At 35.7% G+C, this 20,198-nt stretch carries 18 protein-coding genes and 4 tRNA genes; all 22 read right to left on the reverse strand.

The genetic code is table 11. The features are described from left to right. Positions 1–78 precede the first annotated feature (78 nt). The 22 genes from LPC09_RS25405 to rpsF all read right to left on the reverse strand — a co-directional run bounded on the left by LPC09_RS25405 (position 79) and on the right by rpsF (position 19,929). Positions 79–519: an OsmC family protein gene (locus LPC09_RS25405; protein WP_231308752.1), complete on the reverse strand. Its 441-nt coding sequence runs from the start codon at positions 517–519 to the stop codon at positions 79–81. Between the two features lie 457 nt (positions 520–976). After that, on the reverse strand, positions 977–1,456 hold the full coding sequence (gene rlmH / locus LPC09_RS25410; RefSeq protein WP_098799513.1) for a 23S rRNA (pseudouridine(1915)-N(3))-methyltransferase RlmH: 480 nt from the start codon (positions 1,454–1,456) through the stop codon (positions 977–979). An 81-nt stretch (positions 1,457–1,537) separates the two neighbouring features. Further along, on the reverse strand, positions 1,538–1,693 hold the full coding sequence (locus LPC09_RS25415) for a CxxH/CxxC protein (protein WP_176551234.1): 156 nt from the start codon (positions 1,691–1,693) through the stop codon (positions 1,538–1,540). A 106-nt stretch (positions 1,694–1,799) separates the two neighbouring features. Then, entirely contained in the window at positions 1,800–3,020 is a 1,221-nt protein-coding gene (locus LPC09_RS25420; protein WP_231308753.1) for a S1C family serine protease, read from the reverse strand. 160 nt (positions 3,021–3,180) lie between these two features. Next, complete coding sequence (locus LPC09_RS25425) at positions 3,181–3,975, reverse strand: MBL fold metallo-hydrolase (RefSeq protein WP_231308754.1); 795 nt, start codon at positions 3,973–3,975, stop codon at positions 3,181–3,183. Positions 3,976–3,996: 21 nt separating this feature from the next. Then, complete coding sequence (locus LPC09_RS25430; RefSeq protein WP_231308755.1) at positions 3,997–4,818, reverse strand: two-component system regulatory protein YycI; 822 nt, start codon at positions 4,816–4,818, stop codon at positions 3,997–3,999. Continuing rightward, complete coding sequence (locus LPC09_RS25435; protein ID WP_231308756.1) at positions 4,805–6,148, reverse strand: YycH family regulatory protein; 1,344 nt, start codon at positions 6,146–6,148, stop codon at positions 4,805–4,807. The genes LPC09_RS25430 and LPC09_RS25435 overlap by 14 nt, the downstream gene beginning before the upstream one ends. Next, positions 6,145–7,962 carry a cell wall metabolism sensor histidine kinase WalK gene (gene walK / locus LPC09_RS25440; protein ID WP_231308757.1) on the reverse strand — a complete coding sequence of 606 codons (1,818 nt, stop codon included), beginning with the start codon at positions 7,960–7,962 and terminating at the stop codon, positions 6,145–6,147. The genes LPC09_RS25435 and walK overlap by 4 nt, the downstream gene beginning before the upstream one ends. Before the next feature lie 4 nt (positions 7,963–7,966). Next, positions 7,967–8,674 (reverse strand): response regulator YycF, encoded by a 708-nt coding sequence (gene yycF / locus LPC09_RS25445; RefSeq protein WP_231308758.1) that lies wholly within the window; start codon positions 8,672–8,674, stop codon positions 7,967–7,969. Between the two features lie 385 nt (positions 8,675–9,059). Beyond that, a complete protein-coding gene (locus LPC09_RS25450; RefSeq protein ID WP_231308759.1) occupies positions 9,060–10,514 on the reverse strand; it encodes a peptidoglycan DD-metalloendopeptidase family protein in 1,455 nt (484 codons plus the stop codon). Positions 10,515–11,062: 548 nt separating this feature from the next. After that, a tRNA-Phe gene (locus LPC09_RS25455) sits at positions 11,063–11,135 on the reverse strand. Positions 11,136–11,400: 265 nt separating this feature from the next. Then, positions 11,401–11,477 (reverse strand) — tRNA-Asp (locus tag LPC09_RS25460). A 31-nt stretch (positions 11,478–11,508) separates the two neighbouring features. Continuing rightward, a tRNA-Glu gene (locus tag LPC09_RS25465) sits at positions 11,509–11,580 on the reverse strand. A gap of 16 nt (positions 11,581–11,596) precedes the next feature. Next, a tRNA-Lys gene (locus tag LPC09_RS25470) sits at positions 11,597–11,672 on the reverse strand. A gap of 311 nt (positions 11,673–11,983) precedes the next feature. Beyond that, a complete protein-coding gene (locus LPC09_RS25475; RefSeq protein ID WP_098799520.1) occupies positions 11,984–13,270 on the reverse strand; it encodes an adenylosuccinate synthase in 1,287 nt (428 codons plus the stop codon). Positions 13,271–13,546: 276 nt separating this feature from the next. Continuing rightward, the gene (gene dnaB / locus LPC09_RS25480) at positions 13,547–14,896 is read right to left on the reverse strand and encodes a replicative DNA helicase (protein WP_098799527.1); all 1,350 of its coding nucleotides are present in this window, start codon (positions 14,894–14,896) and stop codon (positions 13,547–13,549) included. Positions 14,897–15,114: 218 nt separating this feature from the next. Beyond that, positions 15,115–15,561, reverse strand: a complete 447-nt coding sequence (gene rplI, locus LPC09_RS25485) for a 50S ribosomal protein L9 (protein WP_098799521.1) — start codon at positions 15,559–15,561, stop codon at positions 15,115–15,117. Then, a complete protein-coding gene (locus tag LPC09_RS25490; RefSeq protein WP_231308760.1) occupies positions 15,558–17,531 on the reverse strand; it encodes a DHH family phosphoesterase in 1,974 nt (657 codons plus the stop codon). Before LPC09_RS25490 ends, rplI begins: the two co-directional genes overlap by 4 nt. A gap of 40 nt (positions 17,532–17,571) precedes the next feature. Further along, positions 17,572–18,507, reverse strand: coding sequence for a YybS family protein (locus tag LPC09_RS25495; protein ID WP_176551236.1), 936 nt, complete (start codon positions 18,505–18,507; stop codon positions 17,572–17,574). 299 nt (positions 18,508–18,806) lie between these two features. Then, a complete protein-coding gene (rpsR, locus tag LPC09_RS25500; RefSeq protein WP_026561616.1) occupies positions 18,807–19,046 on the reverse strand; it encodes a 30S ribosomal protein S18 in 240 nt (79 codons plus the stop codon). Positions 19,047–19,081: 35 nt separating this feature from the next. Beyond that, positions 19,082–19,606, reverse strand: a complete 525-nt coding sequence (gene ssb / locus LPC09_RS25505) for a single-stranded DNA-binding protein (protein WP_098799524.1) — start codon at positions 19,604–19,606, stop codon at positions 19,082–19,084. A 35-nt stretch (positions 19,607–19,641) separates the two neighbouring features. Next, positions 19,642–19,929, reverse strand: a complete 288-nt coding sequence (gene rpsF, locus LPC09_RS25510) for a 30S ribosomal protein S6 (protein ID WP_098799528.1) — start codon at positions 19,927–19,929, stop codon at positions 19,642–19,644. Positions 19,930–20,198: the final 269 nt, after the last annotated feature.

Consider the following 20,198-nt stretch of genomic DNA (forward strand, 5'->3'; position numbering starts at 1 on the left):
GATGTTAATTTATCCAGATTACCAATACAGTGCAGAAAAAACCCCTCAGTCTAAGGGGTTCTTTTCTATCAGTTTTTTTTATTTTCTTTTCCAAGTAGATTGAATCTGAATAAAGTTCGTATCCTTTAAGATGTTGAATACTGGACATCTTGAATCTGTTTTCTCTTTTAGCTCTTGAATTCTTTCATCAGACTCGTCAGTATCAACAAGTGCTTCAATCTTAAGCGTCTGGAAGTATTGCTTGACAGAAGGGTCACCCATTAATCCTTTTGGATCTAAAGCTCCTTCAATTTTGAAGTCAATTCCGTTGAGGTTAAACTTCATTTCTTTTGCTACAATGTTTGCAATGTAATTTTCACATCCTGCAAGTGATCCAAGAAGTGTGTTTAAAGGGTTTGCACCCTTATCGTTTCCACCTAAATTCTTTGGCTCGTCTACATAAAATGTATGAGCTCCGGCCTTAACCTCTGTAGTTACCTGTTGTGATGTTGATTCAATACCAAATTTAAGTAATGCCATGATTAATTCCTCCTAAAATGTTTTTTCATTTACTTACACTTTGGAGTATAACCAGAATCCTTTTTAAAAAATGTTAGATGCCTTACATATTTCATGCATTTTTTAAAAATGCTTCGCGCCGTGTAAAAGATACAAGCATATTCTCAAAAGAAAGAGCAAAAATAATTACATGGATAAAGCAAGCTTTACAAGATGAAAACCTTATTTTATACGAAGGTTGGGGTTCAAAAAAGAAAAGGTATGACCATAATACAAGAAGATTATGTTTAGTTACATCTGATGGCTATTTTATTTTTATTCCCTTGCGGTGCTATTCCTTGCCCCTATCCATTTTGTAATGATATGTTTTTATTTTTTCAAAAGGTATTGCGATATTAACTATTTTTACCCTTTTCTGTACTCCTCAACTGGTTAAGTTTACTTATTTCAATTCTCAACTCTACTTTATTGTTTACCATCACTTGTGATACGGTTCCCCCCTATTAATCCGAAACGCCCGATAAACCTGCTCTACCAAAATCAACCTCATCAACTGATGCGGAAACGTCATTTTTGAAAATGAAAGGCTATCATTCGCCCTCTTCATCACAGTATTACTCAACCCCAATGAACCTCCAATAACAAATGCGACCTTACTCTTTCCATATGTAGCGAGCTGATCTAAGTCTTTTGCTAGTTGCTCTGAGGATTTCATTTTTCCTTCGATGGCTAGTGCGATCACGTGTGTGTCGTCGCTAATTTTGCTTAGAATTCTTTCTCCCTCTTTTTCTTTTACTTGCTCCATTTCTATTTCGCTTAGATTTTCTGGAGCTTTTTCATCTGCTAGTTCAATGATCTCGATTTTTGCATATGATGATAATCGTTTTAAATATTCATCGATTCCTTGCTTTAGGTATTTTTCTTTTAACTTACCAATTGTAATGATTGAGATGTTCATATCTTTTCCCCATTTCGAAACTTTCATTATCCACAGAAGTTATCCACAAATATGGATTTTTATCCACATTTGTCAACAAAATTACTCTCCAACTATATATACAGCCTGCTTTTCACAAAGTTGGCATGTTGTGGATAACTTTCCACCTTGCTCAATTTTTTCTATTTCTGGTGCTATTTCTTTTTCATCTACATACATATCTATTGCTAATTCAATATGGTCTTCACAGCAATACATTATCTCTTCCTCCTTATCCACATGTGGATATTCTATTTTTATTTTAACCTAAATCACAAATCTTAGTTTTCCACAGGTCTTTTTAGTCAAAAAAAGAGAGCTGAAATCAGCCCCCTAACATGTCTTCTTCTCCTAATTTCATTTTACCAGACATCTTCTCACCATTTCGATAAAATGTTAATTCAATGGTATCGCCAACTTCTTGATTATAAAGAATTTTTCTTAAATCAATGATATCCTTTATATCTTCACCTGCAAATTGTGTGATTACATCAAACTCTTGTAATCCTGCCTGTGCTGCTGGTGAGACTGGAACAACACTCATGACAATAACACCATCGTTGATATCTTGTGGTAGTTTTAATGTTTGTTCCTTATGATAAGAAGAAACTTCATTTAAAGATCTCATGCCAATTCCCATATAAGGACGTCTTACTTCACTATACTTTTCTAAGTCTTCAATAATCGGTATTGCATGGTTAGCAGGAATTGATAATCCAATTCCCTCAACAGCTGCTTGAGCTATTTTCATTGAATTAATTCCAATAACCTTACCGTCTAAATTAATAAGTGCTCCACCACTGTTACCAGGGTTAATTGCAGCATCTGTTTGTAATACTTCAGCATTCCAATCTACTTGTCCATCACCGTTCTCATCAATAGGAATTGCTCTTTCTGTTCCTGAAATAATTCCTTGTGTAACCGAACCAGAAAATTGCAAGCCAAGTGGATTACCAATTGCAATAACAGGTTCACCTGGTTTTACTGCATCTGAATCACCAAATTGAGCTACCTTCGTAATTTTATCAGCATCAACTCTTAAAACAGCAAGATCTGTTAACACATCACTGCCTAGTATTTCAGCAGGAACTCTTGTCCCGTCACTTAAACTAATCTCTACTTGTGATGCACCCTCAATAACATGGTGATTTGTTACTACAAAAGCATCTTTACCTTCTTTTTTATAAATGACTCCTGAACCGGTACCTGCTTCGCCGGTTTCACTCCAAAACCCTGCTTCCTGAAGATTAACAACACCAACTACAGCATCTGATACCTCATCAACAATACCTGTAATTGCTGAGTTTACATCAACTGATACATTTTTAATCGGTCCTGTATCTTCAACTGTTTGCCCTTGTTGATCTGTAGCTTCTTCTCCAAGGTTCATTTCATAAGGCAGGAAATTTGATAGTGCTGGTAAAGCAAAGAAAACTAGTAGCCCTCCTAAAATGGCTCCTACCAGTCCAGCTAAAAACCAGCCTCCACGGTTTCCCTTTTGCCTTTTTGCATCATAATTTTCATAATCTTGATCATAATAGCCCATAATGTTCACCATTCCTTTCACATGCTATGAATAGTGTTTACCTAATCAACATTATTCTCCTATACAATGAAAATTAACCAAGATGATAACGATTTTTCTGTTATTTCATTTTATAAATTAACCTGTAAATCTTCACTGTAGAAAATGCCATTATTAAATCTTATATGGCTACAAGCGAAGTCGGGGTTGATGGATCTGTATCATATAATTCAAAACTTTCACCTGTTATAAACCCTTTGCTGGCAAGTGTTTGCTCAACAGACATTCTGGCTAAATCCTTCATATTATTATCTTTACTGAGATGGGCCAAATAAATTCGTTTTGTTGCATCTCCAATCACATCCATCATCGCAATTGCTGCATCTTCATTTGAAACATGTCCAACATCACTTAAGATACGACGTTTGATACTCCATGGATAGTGTCCCATTTGAAGCATAGAAACATCATGATTGCTTTCAAACACAAAGGCATCGGCATTTTTAATCGTGCCTTTCATTCTATCACTAACATAGCCTGTGTCTGTAATAAGAGCTAGTTTTTTCCCTTGATGATGAAACACAAAAAACATAGGCTCTGCTGCATCATGTGAAACTCCAAATGATTCTATATCTAACGCACCGAAGGATTTTACAGATCCTGTAGGAAAAACAAACTTTTGCTCTGTTGCAATTTCTCCAACTAATCCATTCATAGCCTGCCAGGTTTTTTCGTTCGCATAGATAGGTAGTTTATGCTTTCTTGCTAAAACTCCTAATCCTTTTATATGATCGCTATGTTCATGTGTGACCAAAATTCCTGAGAGCTTTTGAATATCTCGTCCAATTTGGTCAAATAAATTAGCCATCTGTTTACCACTTAAGCCGGCATCAACTAAAAATGCTTGATCTTCCGCCTCCACATAAATGGCATTCCCCGTACTTCCGCTTGCAAGTACACTAAACTGCAAGCTCATATTATGTCACTCCTCTTTTCCCTAATCTGCTAACTGTAAAACATCGCCCTCTAAGGCATTCACATAAAAATCTTGTCTCTCTTTATCTTTTGTTTCTATGATAATATGCCAAGTTGGCGCCAAAATTTGTTGATTCGAAAGTGGAATATGTGTGTAATAGCCATACTGCATAGTAACAATTTGACTATTCTCTGGAAGATAGTTTTTATTATATAGAGCTTCGATTGCTTTTAACGCTGTGATCGTTGATTCTTGCTCCTCTACTTCCTTAATTCCCTCAAGCATTGATTGCTCATAGCCATAAATTTGATTATCCTCATCTAACTGAAGAATCACCATACCAATATGATCTAGCTTTGATTGAAATATATTTCGGTTTTTATATTTCTGAATACATATAATAGAATTAGATTCCTCATCTGTATACCAATAATGATAAAGTTCACCTGAAATAACATTTTCTTTTAAAAATTGATTCACTTTACTTTCTAAATTAACATCAGGCAATGGAAATGGTTTGGTTAGCTTCATTTTTAATGAACGAAAGGATTCTTCTTCAATATTTGTATTTGTTACAACTAATGATTGTTCTTTATCATTAAGTTTACTAACTTCTTCAAGGGTGAAATCCTTACTTTTTGCCGTTATATAGAAGCCCTTGCCGATATCTTCAGGTAAGTCACCATACTTAATATCCTCAGCTGCTAGCTTTTCCTCCAAGGTTGCTTCTTGCATAACTGCATAATCCGATTTATCTCTTAGTTCAAAGAACTCAATTGCTAAATAGATATCTAAGATTAGAAATGCAAGGATAAAAATGGTTTTCGTTTTACTCCAATCCACCTTTATCCCTCCCTTGATTACCATTTAATTTCATTAGTGTGCCATCTTTCATCTCAATGCACCATGAAGGTGTTAGTTTTACATACTTCTGATCTGTAGAGCCACCTAATTCGTATGCAACATAGATGCTTTTAATCATTGAAATATCAATCGATTGATCAGCCTTCAGAATCTCAGCTACTTCTTTTCCTGAAATCAGACTAATAGGATTACTGCTTGATATCTGCGTCATTAACTGATACGAAGGACGTTCATAAATAGCAATTTCATTTTGTCCCCAGCGCTGCGAAATCATAGTTGGACCAAAATATTCCTCTGTTGATGTTAAGACCGGAATTGAACCAATCGACATAACATATCGAATTTGCTGATTGGACTTATCTATATTAAATAAAAGATAATCATCTGTCCATCCACCATGATCATTTAAATAATTAATACTTTGCTCTAAAAGAAGATACTCCTCCAATACACTAGATTCAGTTAGTGTTGGATTCACAAATCTTACCAAGTGCTCATTTGGAAAAATGTTTAGTTCTCTTTTACTATCAGTGTACCGATTACTTGAAAAATTCACATCCTGCTTAACAAGTCGAGGATTGCTGAATAAAGCATCCTTAAATCTTTCATCATCAATTTCATCTGTTAAATATTGATAACTATCGAGCTCTATTGTATTTTCAGGAAGCATCATTTCATTTCCTACATCTGTCTCAAAAGCAAAGTAAGAGGAAAACTCACTTTTTTTATTATAAATAGTTGAAACAAACTGATTTTCATCAGGTAAATTAACAGAGGTTTCAACAATTTTAAGATTTTCTGTTGAGACAAAGTACACTTTTTGAGCTTCTTTTTCATTAGGTACATTTAAATATATGCGATCAAAATGAATGGAGTCATTTGTATCTGTATCCCATTCAAACATCGATTTCATTGTTTCCAACGGTATTCCGTCGAGGAACCTAAGTTCTATTTTAGCCTCTGCTTTACTATGAATCCAATTATTAAAATTTTCCTCTGTATATGTTTGAGCGATGTTCTTGTTGTTTCCTAAACTATAATTCCAGTCCTGCATTTCAGTCCAAAGAGCTTCTAAATACTGATCATCCAATGTACTAAAGTGAGCTTCAGGCGTATGAATATATAATTGTCTTGGCCTAATTACTTGGTAAGGAGTTCTCCTCTCAGGACCAATTGGAACACTTTCAAAGAATGAATTATTTTGAAACTCTTCATATGAGGGCTGAAGATTCCACATATTCCAAGTAAAAAACAGACTAATGATCACCAGTACAGTTAAAGTGGCACTTTTTATAGATTCTTTATTCATTCCCACTCATCCTCTTGTTCCGGGTCATATGGTAAGGTAAAGAATACAGTTGTTCCCGCTCCTTCCCTACTTTGAGCCCAAATATCTCCTCCATGTGCTTGGACCATTTCCTTCGCAATGGCTAGTCCTAAACCTGTTCCACCTAGTTTACGAGTTCGGGCCTTATCCACTCGATAAAAGCGATCAAAGATTTTATTTACACTTTCTTGAGGTATTCCTACCCCTTCATCTTTTATCCGAATTTGCAACTCAGCAGGTAATACATCCACTGTAAAAATAACCTTTCCACCCTCTGGTGAATATTTAAGTGCATTAGAAATAATGTTATCCAGCACTTGTGTGATTTTATCTGTGTCAATATCAACATAAAGGGGATCGTTTGGTATATTTCTAAAAAATGCTACATGCTGCGATTTCGTCATTTCAAACCGATCAATGATCTTTTGAAAAAAGTCAGTAAAATTGATCCAATCTTTGTTTAGCTTATAATCAGTACGATCAAGCTTTGATAATTGTAGCAAATCATTCACTAAACGTATCATTCGTTCTGTCTCTGTTTGTGTGACATTCAGGAATTGTGGTGCAAGATCATCATCTTTCCAAGCGCCGTCCGCTAATGCTTCTAAATAGCTCCGCATCGTTGTTAATGGTGTCCGTAACTCATGTGATACATTAGCAACAAACTCTCTGCGTTCTTGCTCTATTTTTTCCTGCTCTGTAATGTCATAAAGAACAGCAATAAGTCCCTCATTCTTTCCTCGTTCCTTCTGAATCACTGAAAAACTAACACGAAGGATAAAAGGATGTTCATTTGTACCAGATTCAAGAATAAGTGATTCTTGTTCTTCTAATAAACTTTCAAATGTATATTCTTCACTTATTCCTAATAGCTCTGTGATATCTGTGTTATTCACCGTTCCACGTGAAACATTCAGCATATCTATTGCTGGATTGTTAATAAGAATAACTTTTCCTTCACGATTTGTTGCAATAACCCCATCAGTCATATGGGCAATAACAGATGCAAGCTTCTTACGTTCTCCCTCTGTCATAGCCTGTGCGTCTTCAAGTTTTTCCGTTAAATAATTGAAGGTGATAGCCAACTGACCAATTTCATCTTCACCATATACCCTAACCTTTCGTGAGAAGTTACCATTTGCTAGCTCAATGGCTTGCTTCCTCATATCAGTCATTGGTCTAGTGATTGTTCTTGCTAGGAAGATCCCTAAAGCAGCAGTAATTGCCAATGAAAGAATAGTTCCAGTAGCTAAGATCTTATTGATAATTCTCATCTGAGAAAAAACTTCTTCCATCGATGCCATTACATACACAGCACCGATTGTTTGGTTATTTTGATTAACAGGAACGGTCATAACACGCACACGTTCTGTTTCATAAATAAATACACCACTATAATCCAGACCCAATAAAGCACGATGAACAGTTTCTTCAATTGATTTCTTTCCAACTAAGTCCTTATTAATATCAGATGTTGCAATGACTGTTTTACTCATATCTATTACACGTACTTCAATAATTTCCTCTGTAAGAAAGTCATCTAAAATCGTAGTAATCTCACTCGTTAATGTCTTTCCATCAGAGTATTCCTTAGGATCTCGAGACATTTCTTGTTCAATATTATAAACTAGTAAGCTAACGCGATTTGTTAAGGAAGCCTCAAAATTTGCTTTTAAAGAGGATTCCAATTCTTTAACAAAATAAATTCCGATAATTTGCATTGCCATCATAATAAGCAGCACATATACCGTAACAAACTTAAAATGAATGGATTGAAAAAACCTAACCCTTTTCATACCATTATTCCTGTTCTGCTTGTTTTAGATAGTAGCCAACTCCACGTCTTGTTACAATCCATGTAGGGTGACTTGGGTTATCCTCAATTTTTTCACGTAAACGTCGAACTGTTACATCAACTGTTCTGACATCACCAAAATAATCATAGCCCCAAACTGTTTGTAACAAGTGTTCTCTTGTCATCACTTGACCAATATGTTGAGCTAGATAGTGAAGAAGCTCAAATTCACGATGTGTGAGCTCAATTGTTTCTCCACGTTTTGAAACCACATAAGCATCTGGATGAATAACTAGTGATCCAATTGAAATTTCGTTGTTAGATCCTTTTGTTTCAGCTGTATCATTCGCCTGTTGTCGTCGAAGGTTGGCTTTTACACGTGCTAGTAATTCTCGTGTACTAAATGGCTTGGTTACATAATCATCAGCACCCAATTCAAGCCCAAGTACTTTATCTATTTCTGAATCCTTTGCTGTTAGCATAATAATCGGCATTTCATATTTCTTTCTAACTTCACGGCACACTTCCATTCCATCTTTGTTAGGAAGCATAATATCCAGCAAAAGAAGGTCCGGATTAATTTCCTCCACCATTTCTAAGGCCTGGTTGCCATCATAGGCACAGTAGACTGTGTATCCTTCTTTTTTTAAATTAAACTGTAATATATCTGCAATTGGTTTTTCATCATCAACAACTAATATCTTTTTTTCCATATTCTCGCCCCTTTTAATTTTGGCTCTGCTTACTTGTTTTTGTGAATTTATTTTAGTGTTTTCTTTCTTCTCAAACTACACTATGATCACATCAAAAAAACTTTAGCATCGTTCTAGTATGACAAGTTCATGCTTATGTTTAATGTACCACTTTCAAAGAAGAGATTCATCTTTTTCAGGGTCTTTATGAACATTTTCATTAGAAAAACTCGGCTTATCGCCAAGCCCTAATGTCGAAAGCCTTAACTTTTCTTATACGATCATCCTTAAAATTTTATACTTTCTGATAGTATAAATAAAAGTTTAGATTTTCTTTTCAAGTGGTAAAGAGTAATAGAACGAAAAAAAGGACTGACCTCCAAATTTGTGTCAGACCCTTCTTTCATTATTTTAAGTAATCAATAGGGTTTTTCAAGTTACCATTCTCATAAACTTCAAAATGCAGATGAACTCCTGTAGAATTCCCTGTTGTTCCCATTATACCGATTTTTTGTCCCTGAGAGACAACCTGACCAACTGAGACAGAAATTGAATCTAAATGAGCATAAAGTGTTGTTATACCGTTATTATGGTCAATAACAACCTTATTTCCATATCCACCATCAGATCCAGCAGAAATCACCGTACCATTATCTGCAGCCTTTATTGTACGATCACTAGGTCTTGCTATATCAATTCCTTTATGTAGTTTACCCCAGCGCTGACCTAGACCGCTAGAGATATATCCTCCAACTGCCGGCCAAGCCAGATCACCACTACCTCTTGATGGAATTACCTTCGTACCTTTTATGATGATTTCTTTGACAGGTTGCTTTACTACTTCTTCCTTTACCGTTTCACGTTTTACTTCCGTGCCATTTTGTTTATAAGTAACATAGCTTACTAATTTTTCCCCATTCTGACCCTTTTGAGATACTTCATCTTCCCCTTTAGGCAAATTCGCATCTTCGCTTATTTCAATTTCAAATGCAATATTCTCTTTTATGAATGATTCTTCTTTTATATTTACTGTAACATATGGCTTTAATTCGGTTACGTGAAGCAAATCACCAGATTGAATAACAGAGTCTTCCTTAAGACCGGGGTTTAAACTTAATAATTCTTCAAGAGTTAAGTCATGAGCCTCCGCAATATTTCCAAGTACATCATTTTCCTGTACCACATACTGTTTATCTTCAGGAGATCCCTTTTCTAATACGTTTAACCCTTGCTCAGAGCTAATGATTTTATCCGGAGATACTTTTTTCGTTCCGAGCAAAACATCTTCTGAAAAGGTTACATCCACTATTCTAGATTGTCCTTCTTTAAGAGTAGCTGGTATTTGATTAGTAGCAATACTCTTCTCTATTTCATTTAATACATCTTCAGAAACATATTGAAGCTTATATTGCTTTAAAACAGCCTCAGCCTCTGCTTTGCTTTTAAAGTAGACAACTTCTTTTTCATTAATCTTTAGTGCAGTAGATTCCACTACAACATCTAGGTCTTTTTCTAAAGAACGAACTGTTTCATTGTTATCATAAACCGGTCTGAACATTTTTTCTGGTATAATCTCTAATTCTTCAATTGTTAAATTAAGATCTTTATATGTTTCTTTTACATTACTGATTTTTATCGTAGCAACTTGTTCAATCACATTTTGGTTATCTACTGTCCCCATATACTGACCATCAAGGTAAACATGATATACGGTAGATAATGAGTTTTCAGCTTGTGCAATTACACTATGCGTTCCGAAAGTAATCGTTGCAGCTAATGCAATTCCCATTGTCATCTTCTTGCTAAAAGAAACATGGTTATGTAAATGCTTTTCTCCTAAACTATTAAAGCGCTTAAACAATGGAATTTCCTCCTAAATCTTTTCTAAGAAACTCAGGAAGCCTCTTACAAATGAAACTAGCAGACAAAATCATGTCGGCAATTTTCACGTAATAATACACTATATTACTCTAACACAAAAAAGTATGACTTTTGATTCAGTCATGAAATTGTAATACTAATGTATCATTTAGTTATATAGTCGTAATATAGAGTAAAATTTACTATAGAATGCTAGTCACCTTACAATATACGTCTTATATATAGTTTTTTTGACGTCAATTAGGATTGTTTTACAAGCCTGCAATCATTTAAACTTAATCAGTTCACAGAATCGGGATCCGGGCATTGAATACCTCTCAAGAATAAAGGATTTTTGCAACTACTTTAAGTTTATTTGCAAGTTTTTTATTATTTTTGCAGCTTATTCAATTTATCAAACAACTATAGATGTTATTTTGTAACTTCATCAATTATTCTTGCATTCAACATATTTTTAGATTAGTAACTGTCTAACTTTCTTAGAAAAAATAAAAAGCATGAATCAAATATGATTCATGCTTTTTTAAGTGGCTCGGGACGGAATCGAACCGCCGACACATGGATTTTCAGTCCATTGCTCTACCAACTGAGCTACCGAGCCGTATAATTAGGTTGCATCTTTTCGTAAAGATTTTATTTCTAGGTTAACGAACCTATTATCTTCACTTTAGATGAGTTGAATATCAGGTTTGTACTTAGTAATCGTCCTCATCTCAGGATGATTATTCAAGATATAGCTCGAGGAGTACGCTGAAGTTTATTCAGCAAAGTTTACTCGTTCGTGCTCTACCAACTGAGCTACCGAGTCCACTTTTAATATGTATATATAAAAAGAAAGTATTTCTACTTTCATTATTGTATATGTATGGCGGTCCGGACGGGACTCGAACCCGCGACCTCCTGCGTGACAGGCAGGCATTCTAACCAACTGAACTACCGGACCATACAACTATATAATAGATTAAAAGATAAAGTGACCCATACGGGATTCGAACCCGTGTTACCGCCGTGAAAGGGCGGTGTCTTAACCGCTTGACCAATGGGCCATTGTCATAATAACAATGGTGAGCCATGAAGGACTCGAACCTTCGACCCTCTGATTAAAAGTCAGATGCTCTACCAACTGAGCTAATGGCTCATCTTATAGTGATGATTATAAATATGTTTACCTCTTGTAACAGACACCCAAGTCTCAGTAAGGATAATCTAGGAGCAGCTCGAATTGTGCGCTGATGTTTCGCTTCGCAGCTTATTCATTCGTGCTCTACCAACTGAGCTAATTGCTCTCTAAAAACAATTTGTTCTTAACAGGACAGGATCTATCTTACCACATACTTTTATAATATAGCAATATATTTATCAAAAAAATTATTTTTATTTTTCCAAACCCATATAATAGCATTTAAAAAGAGAAGAAATTGTTATAATCTCTTCTCTTCTCATTAGTCATTAGCTATATACACTACGAATCACGTTTGTTTGTGAACGATCTGGTCCTACTGAGAAAATGGATAATGGAATACCTGTAAGCTGTGAAATGCGCTCAATGTAGTGTCTTGCATTTGCTGGCAGTTCACTTAGATTACGTACACCAGTAATATCTTCCGTCCAACCTGGTAGTTCTTCATAAACTGGCTCACACTCTGCAAGTACTTTTAAGCTTGCTGGGTATTCATTAATCGTTTCCCCTTTGTACTTATAAGCAACACAGATTTTTAATGTTTCGATGCCTGTTAATACGTCAATTGAGTTTAAAGAAAGATCTGTTAATCCACTTACTCTTCTTGAATGACGAACAACAACACTATCAAACCAACCTACACGACGTGGACGTCCAGTTGTCGTTCCGTATTCACGACCAACCTCACGAATTTGGTTACCAATTTCGTCATGTAATTCCGTAGGAAACGGGCCATCACCTACACGAGTTGTGTAAGCTTTTGATACACCAACAACGTGGTTAATTTTTGTTGGACCTACACCAGAACCAATTGTAACACCACCAGCAACTGGATTAGAAGATGTTACGAATGGGTATGTACCTTGGTCAATATCAAGCATAACGCCTTGTGCCCCTTCGAAAAGTACACGGCGTCCTTCATCTAAAGCATCATTTAAAACAACAGAAGTATCAACAACATATTGTTTAATTTGTTGTCCGTATTCATAGTACTCATCAAGAATTTCTTCTACTGTGAAGCCTTCTACTTCATAGAATTTTTCTAATAGACGATTTTTTTCTTGTAACGCACGAGATAATTTTTCTTCGAACGTATCACGCTCAAGCAGATCAGAAATACGAATTCCTACACGTGCAGCTTTGTCCATGTAAGCAGGTCCGATTCCTTTTTTCGTTGTACCAATTTTATTTGCACCTTTACGCTCTTCCTCTACCTCATCTAGTTTCAAGTGATATGGAAGAATAACATGTGCACGGTTGCTGATGCGTAAGTTATCTGTTGTGATTCCACGCTCATGTAAGTAAGCAAGTTCTTGTACAAGTGCTTTTGGATCGACAACCATTCCGTTTCCAATCACACAAATTTTATCTTTATAAAAAATCCCCGATGGAATTAGATGTAGCTTATATGTTTCTCCACCAAATTTAATTGTGTGACCAGCATTATTACCACCTTGATAACGAGCGATCACCTCTGCATTTTCAGAAAGGAAATCCGTAATCTTTCCTTTACCTTCATCTCCCCATTGAGTTCCAACAACTACTACTGAAGACATTCCGTGCACCTCCACTAATTTCGCACTATTCAAACATGTTTATTTTAACAGTCGTATTTTACAAAGTCAATGTAAATACGAACATTTATAAAAAATACGTAATATTTGTTCGTCATTTAATCACATTTTATAAAAGAAGAGCAGAATTTTGTTTAGTCATACTTTTATTTTTATTGTTTCCAATTAAATAGGAATAATGTTACTAGAAAAACTTTGCTTATAATCATTTTTTCTTACATAAAAAAAGAAGACCGTATTTTCTACGATCTTCTTCCTCTATGCGGCGCCGTCATCAAAACGCCGTTCAAGATTGACGAACTTATTATATTCTTTTACGAATGCTAACGAAACTGTCCCAACCGGACCGTTACGTTGCTTAGCAATAATAATTTCAATGATGTTTTTGTTTTCAGATTCCTTATCATAGTAATCGTCACGGTATAAGAAGGCAACAATATCGGCATCCTGCTCAATACTTCCTGATTCACGAATATCAGACATCATTGGTCGCTTATCTTGTCTTTGCTCAACACCACGAGATAGCTGAGAAAGTGCAATAACAGGAACTTTCAATTCACGAGCTAGTTCCTTAAGTGTACGAGAGATTTCAGATACCTCTTGTTGACGGTTATCGGTTCGACCATTACCTTGAATCAATTGAAGATAGTCAATAAGAACCATGCCTAGACCACTTTCTTGCTTTAGGCGACGGCACTTAGCACGGATGTCACCGACACGAATACCAGGAGTGTCATCGATATAGATTCCCGAGTCTGATAAACTACCCATTGCCATAGTTAGTTTACCCCAGTCTTCTGGTGTTAAAGAACCCGTTCTTAGCCTTTGTGCATCAATGTTTCCCTCTGCACAGAGCATCCTCATGACCAGCTGATCCGCACCCATCTCAAGACTAAAAATCGCAACATTTTCATCTGTTTTGGTTGCAACGTTTTGCGCAATATTTAAGGCAAATGCCGTTTTACCTACAGATGGACGTGCCGCAACGATGATTAAATCATTTCGTTGAAACCCAGCTGTCATTTTATCTAACTCAATAAATCCTGTTGGAATTCCTGTTACATCACCTTTACGATCATGTAATGTTTCAATATTATCATACGTTTGTACAAGAACATCTTTTATATTTTGGAAAGCACCAGCATTTTTTCGCTGTGCAACTTCCATAATTGTTTTTTCCGCCTCACCTAGGAGAACCTCAACCTCATCTTCTCTACTATATCCATCTTGTGCGATGGTTGTAGCTGTACGAATTAACCTTCTAAGGATTGATTTTTCTTCTACGATTTTAGCGTAATATTCAATGTTTGCAGCAGTTGGAACTGAGTTTGCTAAATCACTAAGATAAGAAACTCCTCCTACTTCTTCTAGTAAATTTACATCTGCTAACGCTGAAGTGATTGTTACAAGATCAACCGGCTCTCCTTTATCAGATAGGTCTAACATAGCATTGTAAATTTTTTGGTGTGATGCTCGATAGAAATCTTCTGGGATTAATAATTCTGATGTTACAGTAATAGATGATGGTTGGAGAAATATAGCTCCTAAAACAGCTTGTTCTGCTTCTATATTTTGTGGTGGTATACGATCACCAAGTACCTCGTTAATGATGATCACCGTCCTTCTACATTTATTATGAAAGTATAAATCTATTTATTATTATACACCTAAGTGCCATACTAAAGAATTGGGAAGTTTTATTTGCTTAGCTTGTTTCTTTTTAGAAAAAGCCTGTTTAACACTTTATTAAGTGTAAAAAAAAAGTGGCTAAGCTTCAAGATAAATTTCTCTCTTTCCACAAAACCACATCATTTTCCATAATTTACTTATTGTCCTTTAACCTGTACTTTAATCGTTGCATTTACTTCCGGATGCAGCTTTGCAGGTACATTTGTAAATCCTAAAGAGCGAATGCCATCAGGTAAATCCAGCTTACGTTTATCAATTTTAATATTATGTGATTTTTTCAGTTCATCTGCAATTTGCTTGCTTGTTACTGAACCAAATAAACGGCCGCCTTCACCAGATTTTGCTTGAATTTCAACTGTTAATTTTTCAAGAACATCCTTTAGCTGCTTCATTTGTTCTAGCTCTTCCACAGCTTCTTGCTCCTGTTTTTTCTTTTGAGCATTTAATGAGCTAATACTTGAATTTGTTGCTTCAACAGCTAATCCTTGTTTGATAAGGAAATTGTGAGCATATCCGTCTGCTACATTCTTAACTTCCCCTTTTTTCCCTTTACCTTTAACGTCTTTTAAAAAGATTACTTTCATGATTTGGTTCCTCCCTCTAAATAGTCTTCTAATGCTAATTTTAACTGTTTTTCGACTTCTTGTAATGTTGTATGCTCCAGCTGTGTTGCTGCATTTGTTAAATGGCCACCACCACCAAGTGCTTCCATAATAATCTGAACATTAATGTCACCAAGTGACCGGGCACTTATGCTTACAAACTCAGGGTTTCGTTTCGCAATAACAAATGATGCTTCAATTCCATTCATTGTTAATAATGTGTCTGCTGCTTGTGCAATTGTCACTTGCTCGTAAAATTCCTGCTCATCTGCCACAGTAATGGCAATGCCATCTTTAAATATAAATGCATGCTGGATAAGTTGAGCCCGCTTTACATAGCTATTGATATCTTCTTTTAGAAACTTTTGTACTAAAACTGTGTCTGCTCCTTTTGCTCTTAAATAAGAAGCTGCATCAAATGTACGTGAGCCTGTTCGAAGTGTAAAACTCTTTGTATCAACAATAATTCCTGCTAAAAGCGCGGTAGCCTCAATTATATTCATTTTAAGATGCTTTGGCTGATATTCAAGTAATTCGGTCACCAATTCTGCTGTAGACGAAGCATAGGGCTCCATATAAACAAGAATGGGATCTTTAATAAATTCTTCTCCACGTCGATGATGATCAATAACAATGACATGCTCACTTCTCATGAGCAATCGGTCATCAATGACTAATGATGGCTTATGTGTATCAACAACGATAAGCAGTGTTTCGTCTGTCATAATTTCGAGTGCTTGTTCTGGTGTGATAAATCTTGACCACAGTTCAGGGTGTAATTTAAGCTCTGCTAAAAGCTGTTCAACTCCAGAATCAGTTGCTTCCGGATCTAATACAATAAAGCCTTCTTTTCCATTAACCTGACAAACTTTAAGGATCCCGACCGCTGAGCCAATTGCATCCATATCCGGATACTTATGTCCCATAATCATAACCTTATCGCTTTCAGACACAATTTCTTTCAATGCATGTGATATGACACGGGCACGAACTCTGGTCCGCTTTTCCATCGGATTTGTTTTTCCTCCGAAGAACTTCACTTTTCCACTAGGCTGTTTGATGGCCACTTGATCTCCACCACGTCCTAATGCTAAATCTAAGCTCGATTGCGCCAGATCGCCAAGTTCCTGAAGTGAAGAAACACCTGATCCTATTCCAATACTTAAAGTTAATGATACGTTTTGAATAGCTGTTTTTTCACGAACTTCATCCAGGATTGAAAACTTAGTTTTTTCAAGTTTGGTTAAAATGTCTTCACTCAATACTCCGATAAATCTTTCAGATGAAGTTCTTTTAAGAAAAACACCATAATCCTTTGCCCATTTATTTAAGAGAGATGTTACCTCACTGTTAATGGCACTTCTTGATTGGTCATCCATCGCCTGGGTAACTTCATCATAATTATCTAAGAAAATAAATGCTAAAACTGTACGTTCATCTTCATATTGCTTTTCAATTTCAATTTGTTCGGTTACATCGAAGAAATACAATAGCCGTTCATCACGTTTAATAATGACCTTAAATTCTCGATCATGTAATGTAATCGTCTCTGATTCTACTTCCTGTTTTATTAATGGAACTAATGAATCAGCTACATCAAATAGGGATCTGCCAACAAGGGTATCCTCATCAAAGCAGGAGGTCATAAAAGGATTTGTCCACTCAATTTGATATTGATCATTGAAAAGCAAAATCCCAATTGGCATTTCCATTAAAGCCTCTTCACCGACTTTTTTCAATCGGTATGAAAGAGTTGTAATATATTCTTTCATTTCTGTTCTAAAGTCTTTTATTGCTTTATTAATAAAATAAAAAGCAATTGCAAGACAAGTAAGAAGGATGGTTCCTATCAACCAATTATAGAAAAATAGAAGAAGTACGGCTATCACTGTTACGCCAATTAATGCATAAATGGGATAACGGATGAATGGCTTTTCATAAAAACTTGGCATTTTGTTCTCATCAACTCCTCGCAACAGTGATTACAATATCTTACTTTTTCTGTATTTTCCTACGGAGAGGAAAGCCTAAATCAATTATACCTAAGATTCTAATAAGATAAAGGAATATTGGGATGATTAATGAAGCAATTAAAATGACGACAGGAATTGCTTTTGCCCAGCCCTTGACATATGAATAGAAAAACACAAAGGAATATCCTTGCATTAGCACAAAAAATTGCAAAATAAAATAAAGATTTAAAACAGCCATAAAAAGAAAACTGTCTTGGTCGAGATTTACCATTAATAATATAGAGCTAATTAAATAGTACCAAATGATACTTGTCGGTAATCTCCATTCACGGAAGGGTTTTAAAGGTGCTAACTCAAATCTAAGTCTTTTTAAAATCGGGACAGAAATGAGATGGGTGATAACAGCAAAAACCATACCTGTTGTAACAAATAAAGTCGGTATTAATGTCGTAATATAGCCCATTCCTTCTTCAAGCTGTTCAAACTGCTGATTCATCTGTCCACTTGCATCAAAAGATTGCAAAATTGCTTTTGATTGCTGAATTGAGTCTTTAAACAGTTCAATAGAGTCTTGAATAAAGTCTATATTTAGAAAAACAATTGACCCAATATAAGATACAATAATACTAAATGTATAAGCTAAGCTACCTCCGACCAATACACCCATTGTTTGTTTCTTTTTATAAAAATAACCCATCACCATACCGCTCAAGCCAAACATAAGTGCTAATAAAATATTAGTAATAGATCCGAATAAAACTGATAGGATACTTCCTGCCAATACGAGCATAAGCGTAGTGGATAAGCTATGCCTTATTGTAAAAATAATAAATGGCAGAGGGAGAACAAAAAGGGCAAGTATCCCAATAATCGGTGCATATTTTGCTACAAGCATTAGCACAATAAAAAGTGCTAATAAAACAGCCCCTTCTGTTATAGCATTTGTTTTCCTCACAACTTCACCTCTTTTAAGAAAAAACATCCTTTAAGCTAGGAATTTAGCTCTGTTTAGTATTTCATATCGTTTGTTAATTTATTGCTCTTTTCACAAACTTACACTTTTCCTGGTAGACAAACCTGTTCAGTTTGTTCAAATATAATGTGTTACAGTATTATGTATAGAAAACGTGTACATACAGTTCTAACCTAAATTTTAGTCTTGATCGCGGTGTATTCACAAGTTCTTTTTAAAGATAAATATGACGAAAAAAGCACAGAAAGGATTAAACAATCCATCTCTGTGCTTTTCTTTTATTATTCACCAGCAACATATGGTAATAAAGCCATTTGACGAGCTCTTTTGATAGCTACAGTCAATTTACGTTGGTATTTAGCGCTTGTACCTGTTACACGACGTGGTAAAATTTTACCACGCTCAGATACGAATTTTTTTAGTAAATCAACATCTTTATAATCGATGTGAGTGATACCATTTGATGTGAAGAAACACACCTTACGACGTTTTGCACGTCCACCTTTACGTCCGCCTGCCATGATCAATTTCCTCCCTTCTATTTACAATTCATCTATTAAAACGGTAAATCATCGTCAGATATATCAATAGGTTTTCCATCATTTGCAAATGGATCGTCATCAAAGCTTGTACGACCTTGATTACGTTGATTTTGATCTGAACCGAATGGATTTTGATTGCCAGAATTCTCTTGGTACCCACCAAAGTTGTTATTGTTGTTGTAGTTATTGTTACCGCCACCGGCACCGCCGCCACTTGCTCCTCTTGGCTCTAGGAATTGGACACTTTCTGCAACAACTTCTGTTACATAAACTCGTTTTCCAGTTTGATCTTCATAGCTACGTGACTGTAAACGACCGTCAACTCCTGCAAGACTACCTTTTTTAAGGAAGTTCGCAACATTTTCGGCTTGTTTACGCCAAATCACACAGTTAAGAAAATCAGCTTCTCTTTCACCCTGTTGGTTTGTAAACGTACGGTTTACTGCAAGAGTAAAGGTAGCAACAGCTACTCCACTTGGTGTGTATCGCAAATCTGGATCTTTTGTTAGTCTTCCAACTAATACAACTCGATTCAACATCAGAACCATCCTTTTTTGACTATCTTATCTATTAATTAGTCTTCTTTTTTAATAACGATGTGGCGAATGATATCTTCGCTGATTTTCGCTAAACGATCGAATTCTTGAACAGCTTCAGCTGCAGAGTTAACTTGAAGAAGCATGTAGTAGCCATCACGGAAATCATTGATTTCGTATGCTAGGCGACGTTTGCCCCACTCTTTCGCTTCTGTTACTTCCGCACCATTCTCAGATAAAACGTTATTGAAACGCTCAACTAAAGCTTTCTTAGCTTCATCTTCAATGTTTGGGCGGATGATGTACATAACTTCGTACTTTCTCATCATCTTACACCTCCTTTTGGTCTAAACGGCCCATAAATGGGCAAGGAGCAATTAAATAAATAAATTACTCACAATTAGGTATTATAACGAATAATTAGTGAAAGTGCAAGTTCAAATAACTCATAATCCTAAAAAAGCCCACGACAGAGAGGAGGCCACTGAAAATCTGACGATTTTAAAGATTATTCATGTGAGTTTAAAAAGAGCCGACTTTTTTTCCTTTTTTAGGAATTAAAGTCGGCTCTTTCTTTGCATTAGCCACATATTTT

The organism is Metabacillus sp. B2-18, assembly GCF_021117275.1.
GTDB lineage: Bacteria > Bacillota > Bacilli > Bacillales > Bacillaceae > Metabacillus.

What these genes read in the sequence shown, in the direction of transcription:
- LPC09_RS25405 (WP_231308752.1), bottom strand. Translation starts at nt 519, where the DNA reads ATGGCATTACTTAAATTTGGTATTGAATCAACATCACAACAGGTAACT.
- rlmH (WP_098799513.1), bottom strand. Translation starts at nt 1,456, where the DNA reads ATGAACATCTCAATCATTACAATTGGTAAGTTAAAAGAAAAATACCTA.
- LPC09_RS25415 (WP_176551234.1), bottom strand. Translation starts at nt 1,693, where the DNA reads ATGTATTGCTGTGAAGACCATATTGAATTAGCAATAGATATGTATGTA.
- LPC09_RS25420 (WP_231308753.1), bottom strand. Translation starts at nt 3,020, where the DNA reads ATGGGCTATTATGATCAAGATTATGAAAATTATGATGCAAAAAGGCAA.
- LPC09_RS25425 (WP_231308754.1), bottom strand. Translation starts at nt 3,975, where the DNA reads ATGAGCTTGCAGTTTAGTGTACTTGCAAGCGGAAGTACGGGGAATGCC.
- LPC09_RS25435 (WP_231308756.1), bottom strand. Translation starts at nt 6,148, where the DNA reads ATGAATAAAGAATCTATAAAAAGTGCCACTTTAACTGTACTGGTGATC.
- walK (WP_231308757.1), bottom strand. Translation starts at nt 7,962, where the DNA reads ATGAAAAGGGTTAGGTTTTTTCAATCCATTCATTTTAAGTTTGTTACG.
- yycF (WP_231308758.1), bottom strand. Translation starts at nt 8,674, where the DNA reads ATGGAAAAAAAGATATTAGTTGTTGATGATGAAAAACCAATTGCAGAT.
- LPC09_RS25475 (WP_098799520.1), bottom strand. Translation starts at nt 13,270, where the DNA reads ATGTCTTCAGTAGTAGTTGTTGGAACTCAATGGGGAGATGAAGGTAAA.
- rplI (WP_098799521.1), bottom strand. Translation starts at nt 15,561, where the DNA reads ATGAAAGTAATCTTTTTAAAAGACGTTAAAGGTAAAGGGAAAAAAGGG.
- LPC09_RS25490 (WP_231308760.1), bottom strand. Translation starts at nt 17,531, where the DNA reads ATGCCAAGTTTTTATGAAAAGCCATTCATCCGTTATCCCATTTATGCA.
- rpsR (WP_026561616.1), bottom strand. Translation starts at nt 19,046, where the DNA reads ATGGCAGGCGGACGTAAAGGTGGACGTGCAAAACGTCGTAAGGTGTGT.
- ssb (WP_098799524.1), bottom strand. Translation starts at nt 19,606, where the DNA reads ATGTTGAATCGAGTTGTATTAGTTGGAAGACTAACAAAAGATCCAGAT.
- rpsF (WP_098799528.1), bottom strand. Translation starts at nt 19,929, where the DNA reads ATGAGAAAGTACGAAGTTATGTACATCATCCGCCCAAACATTGAAGAT.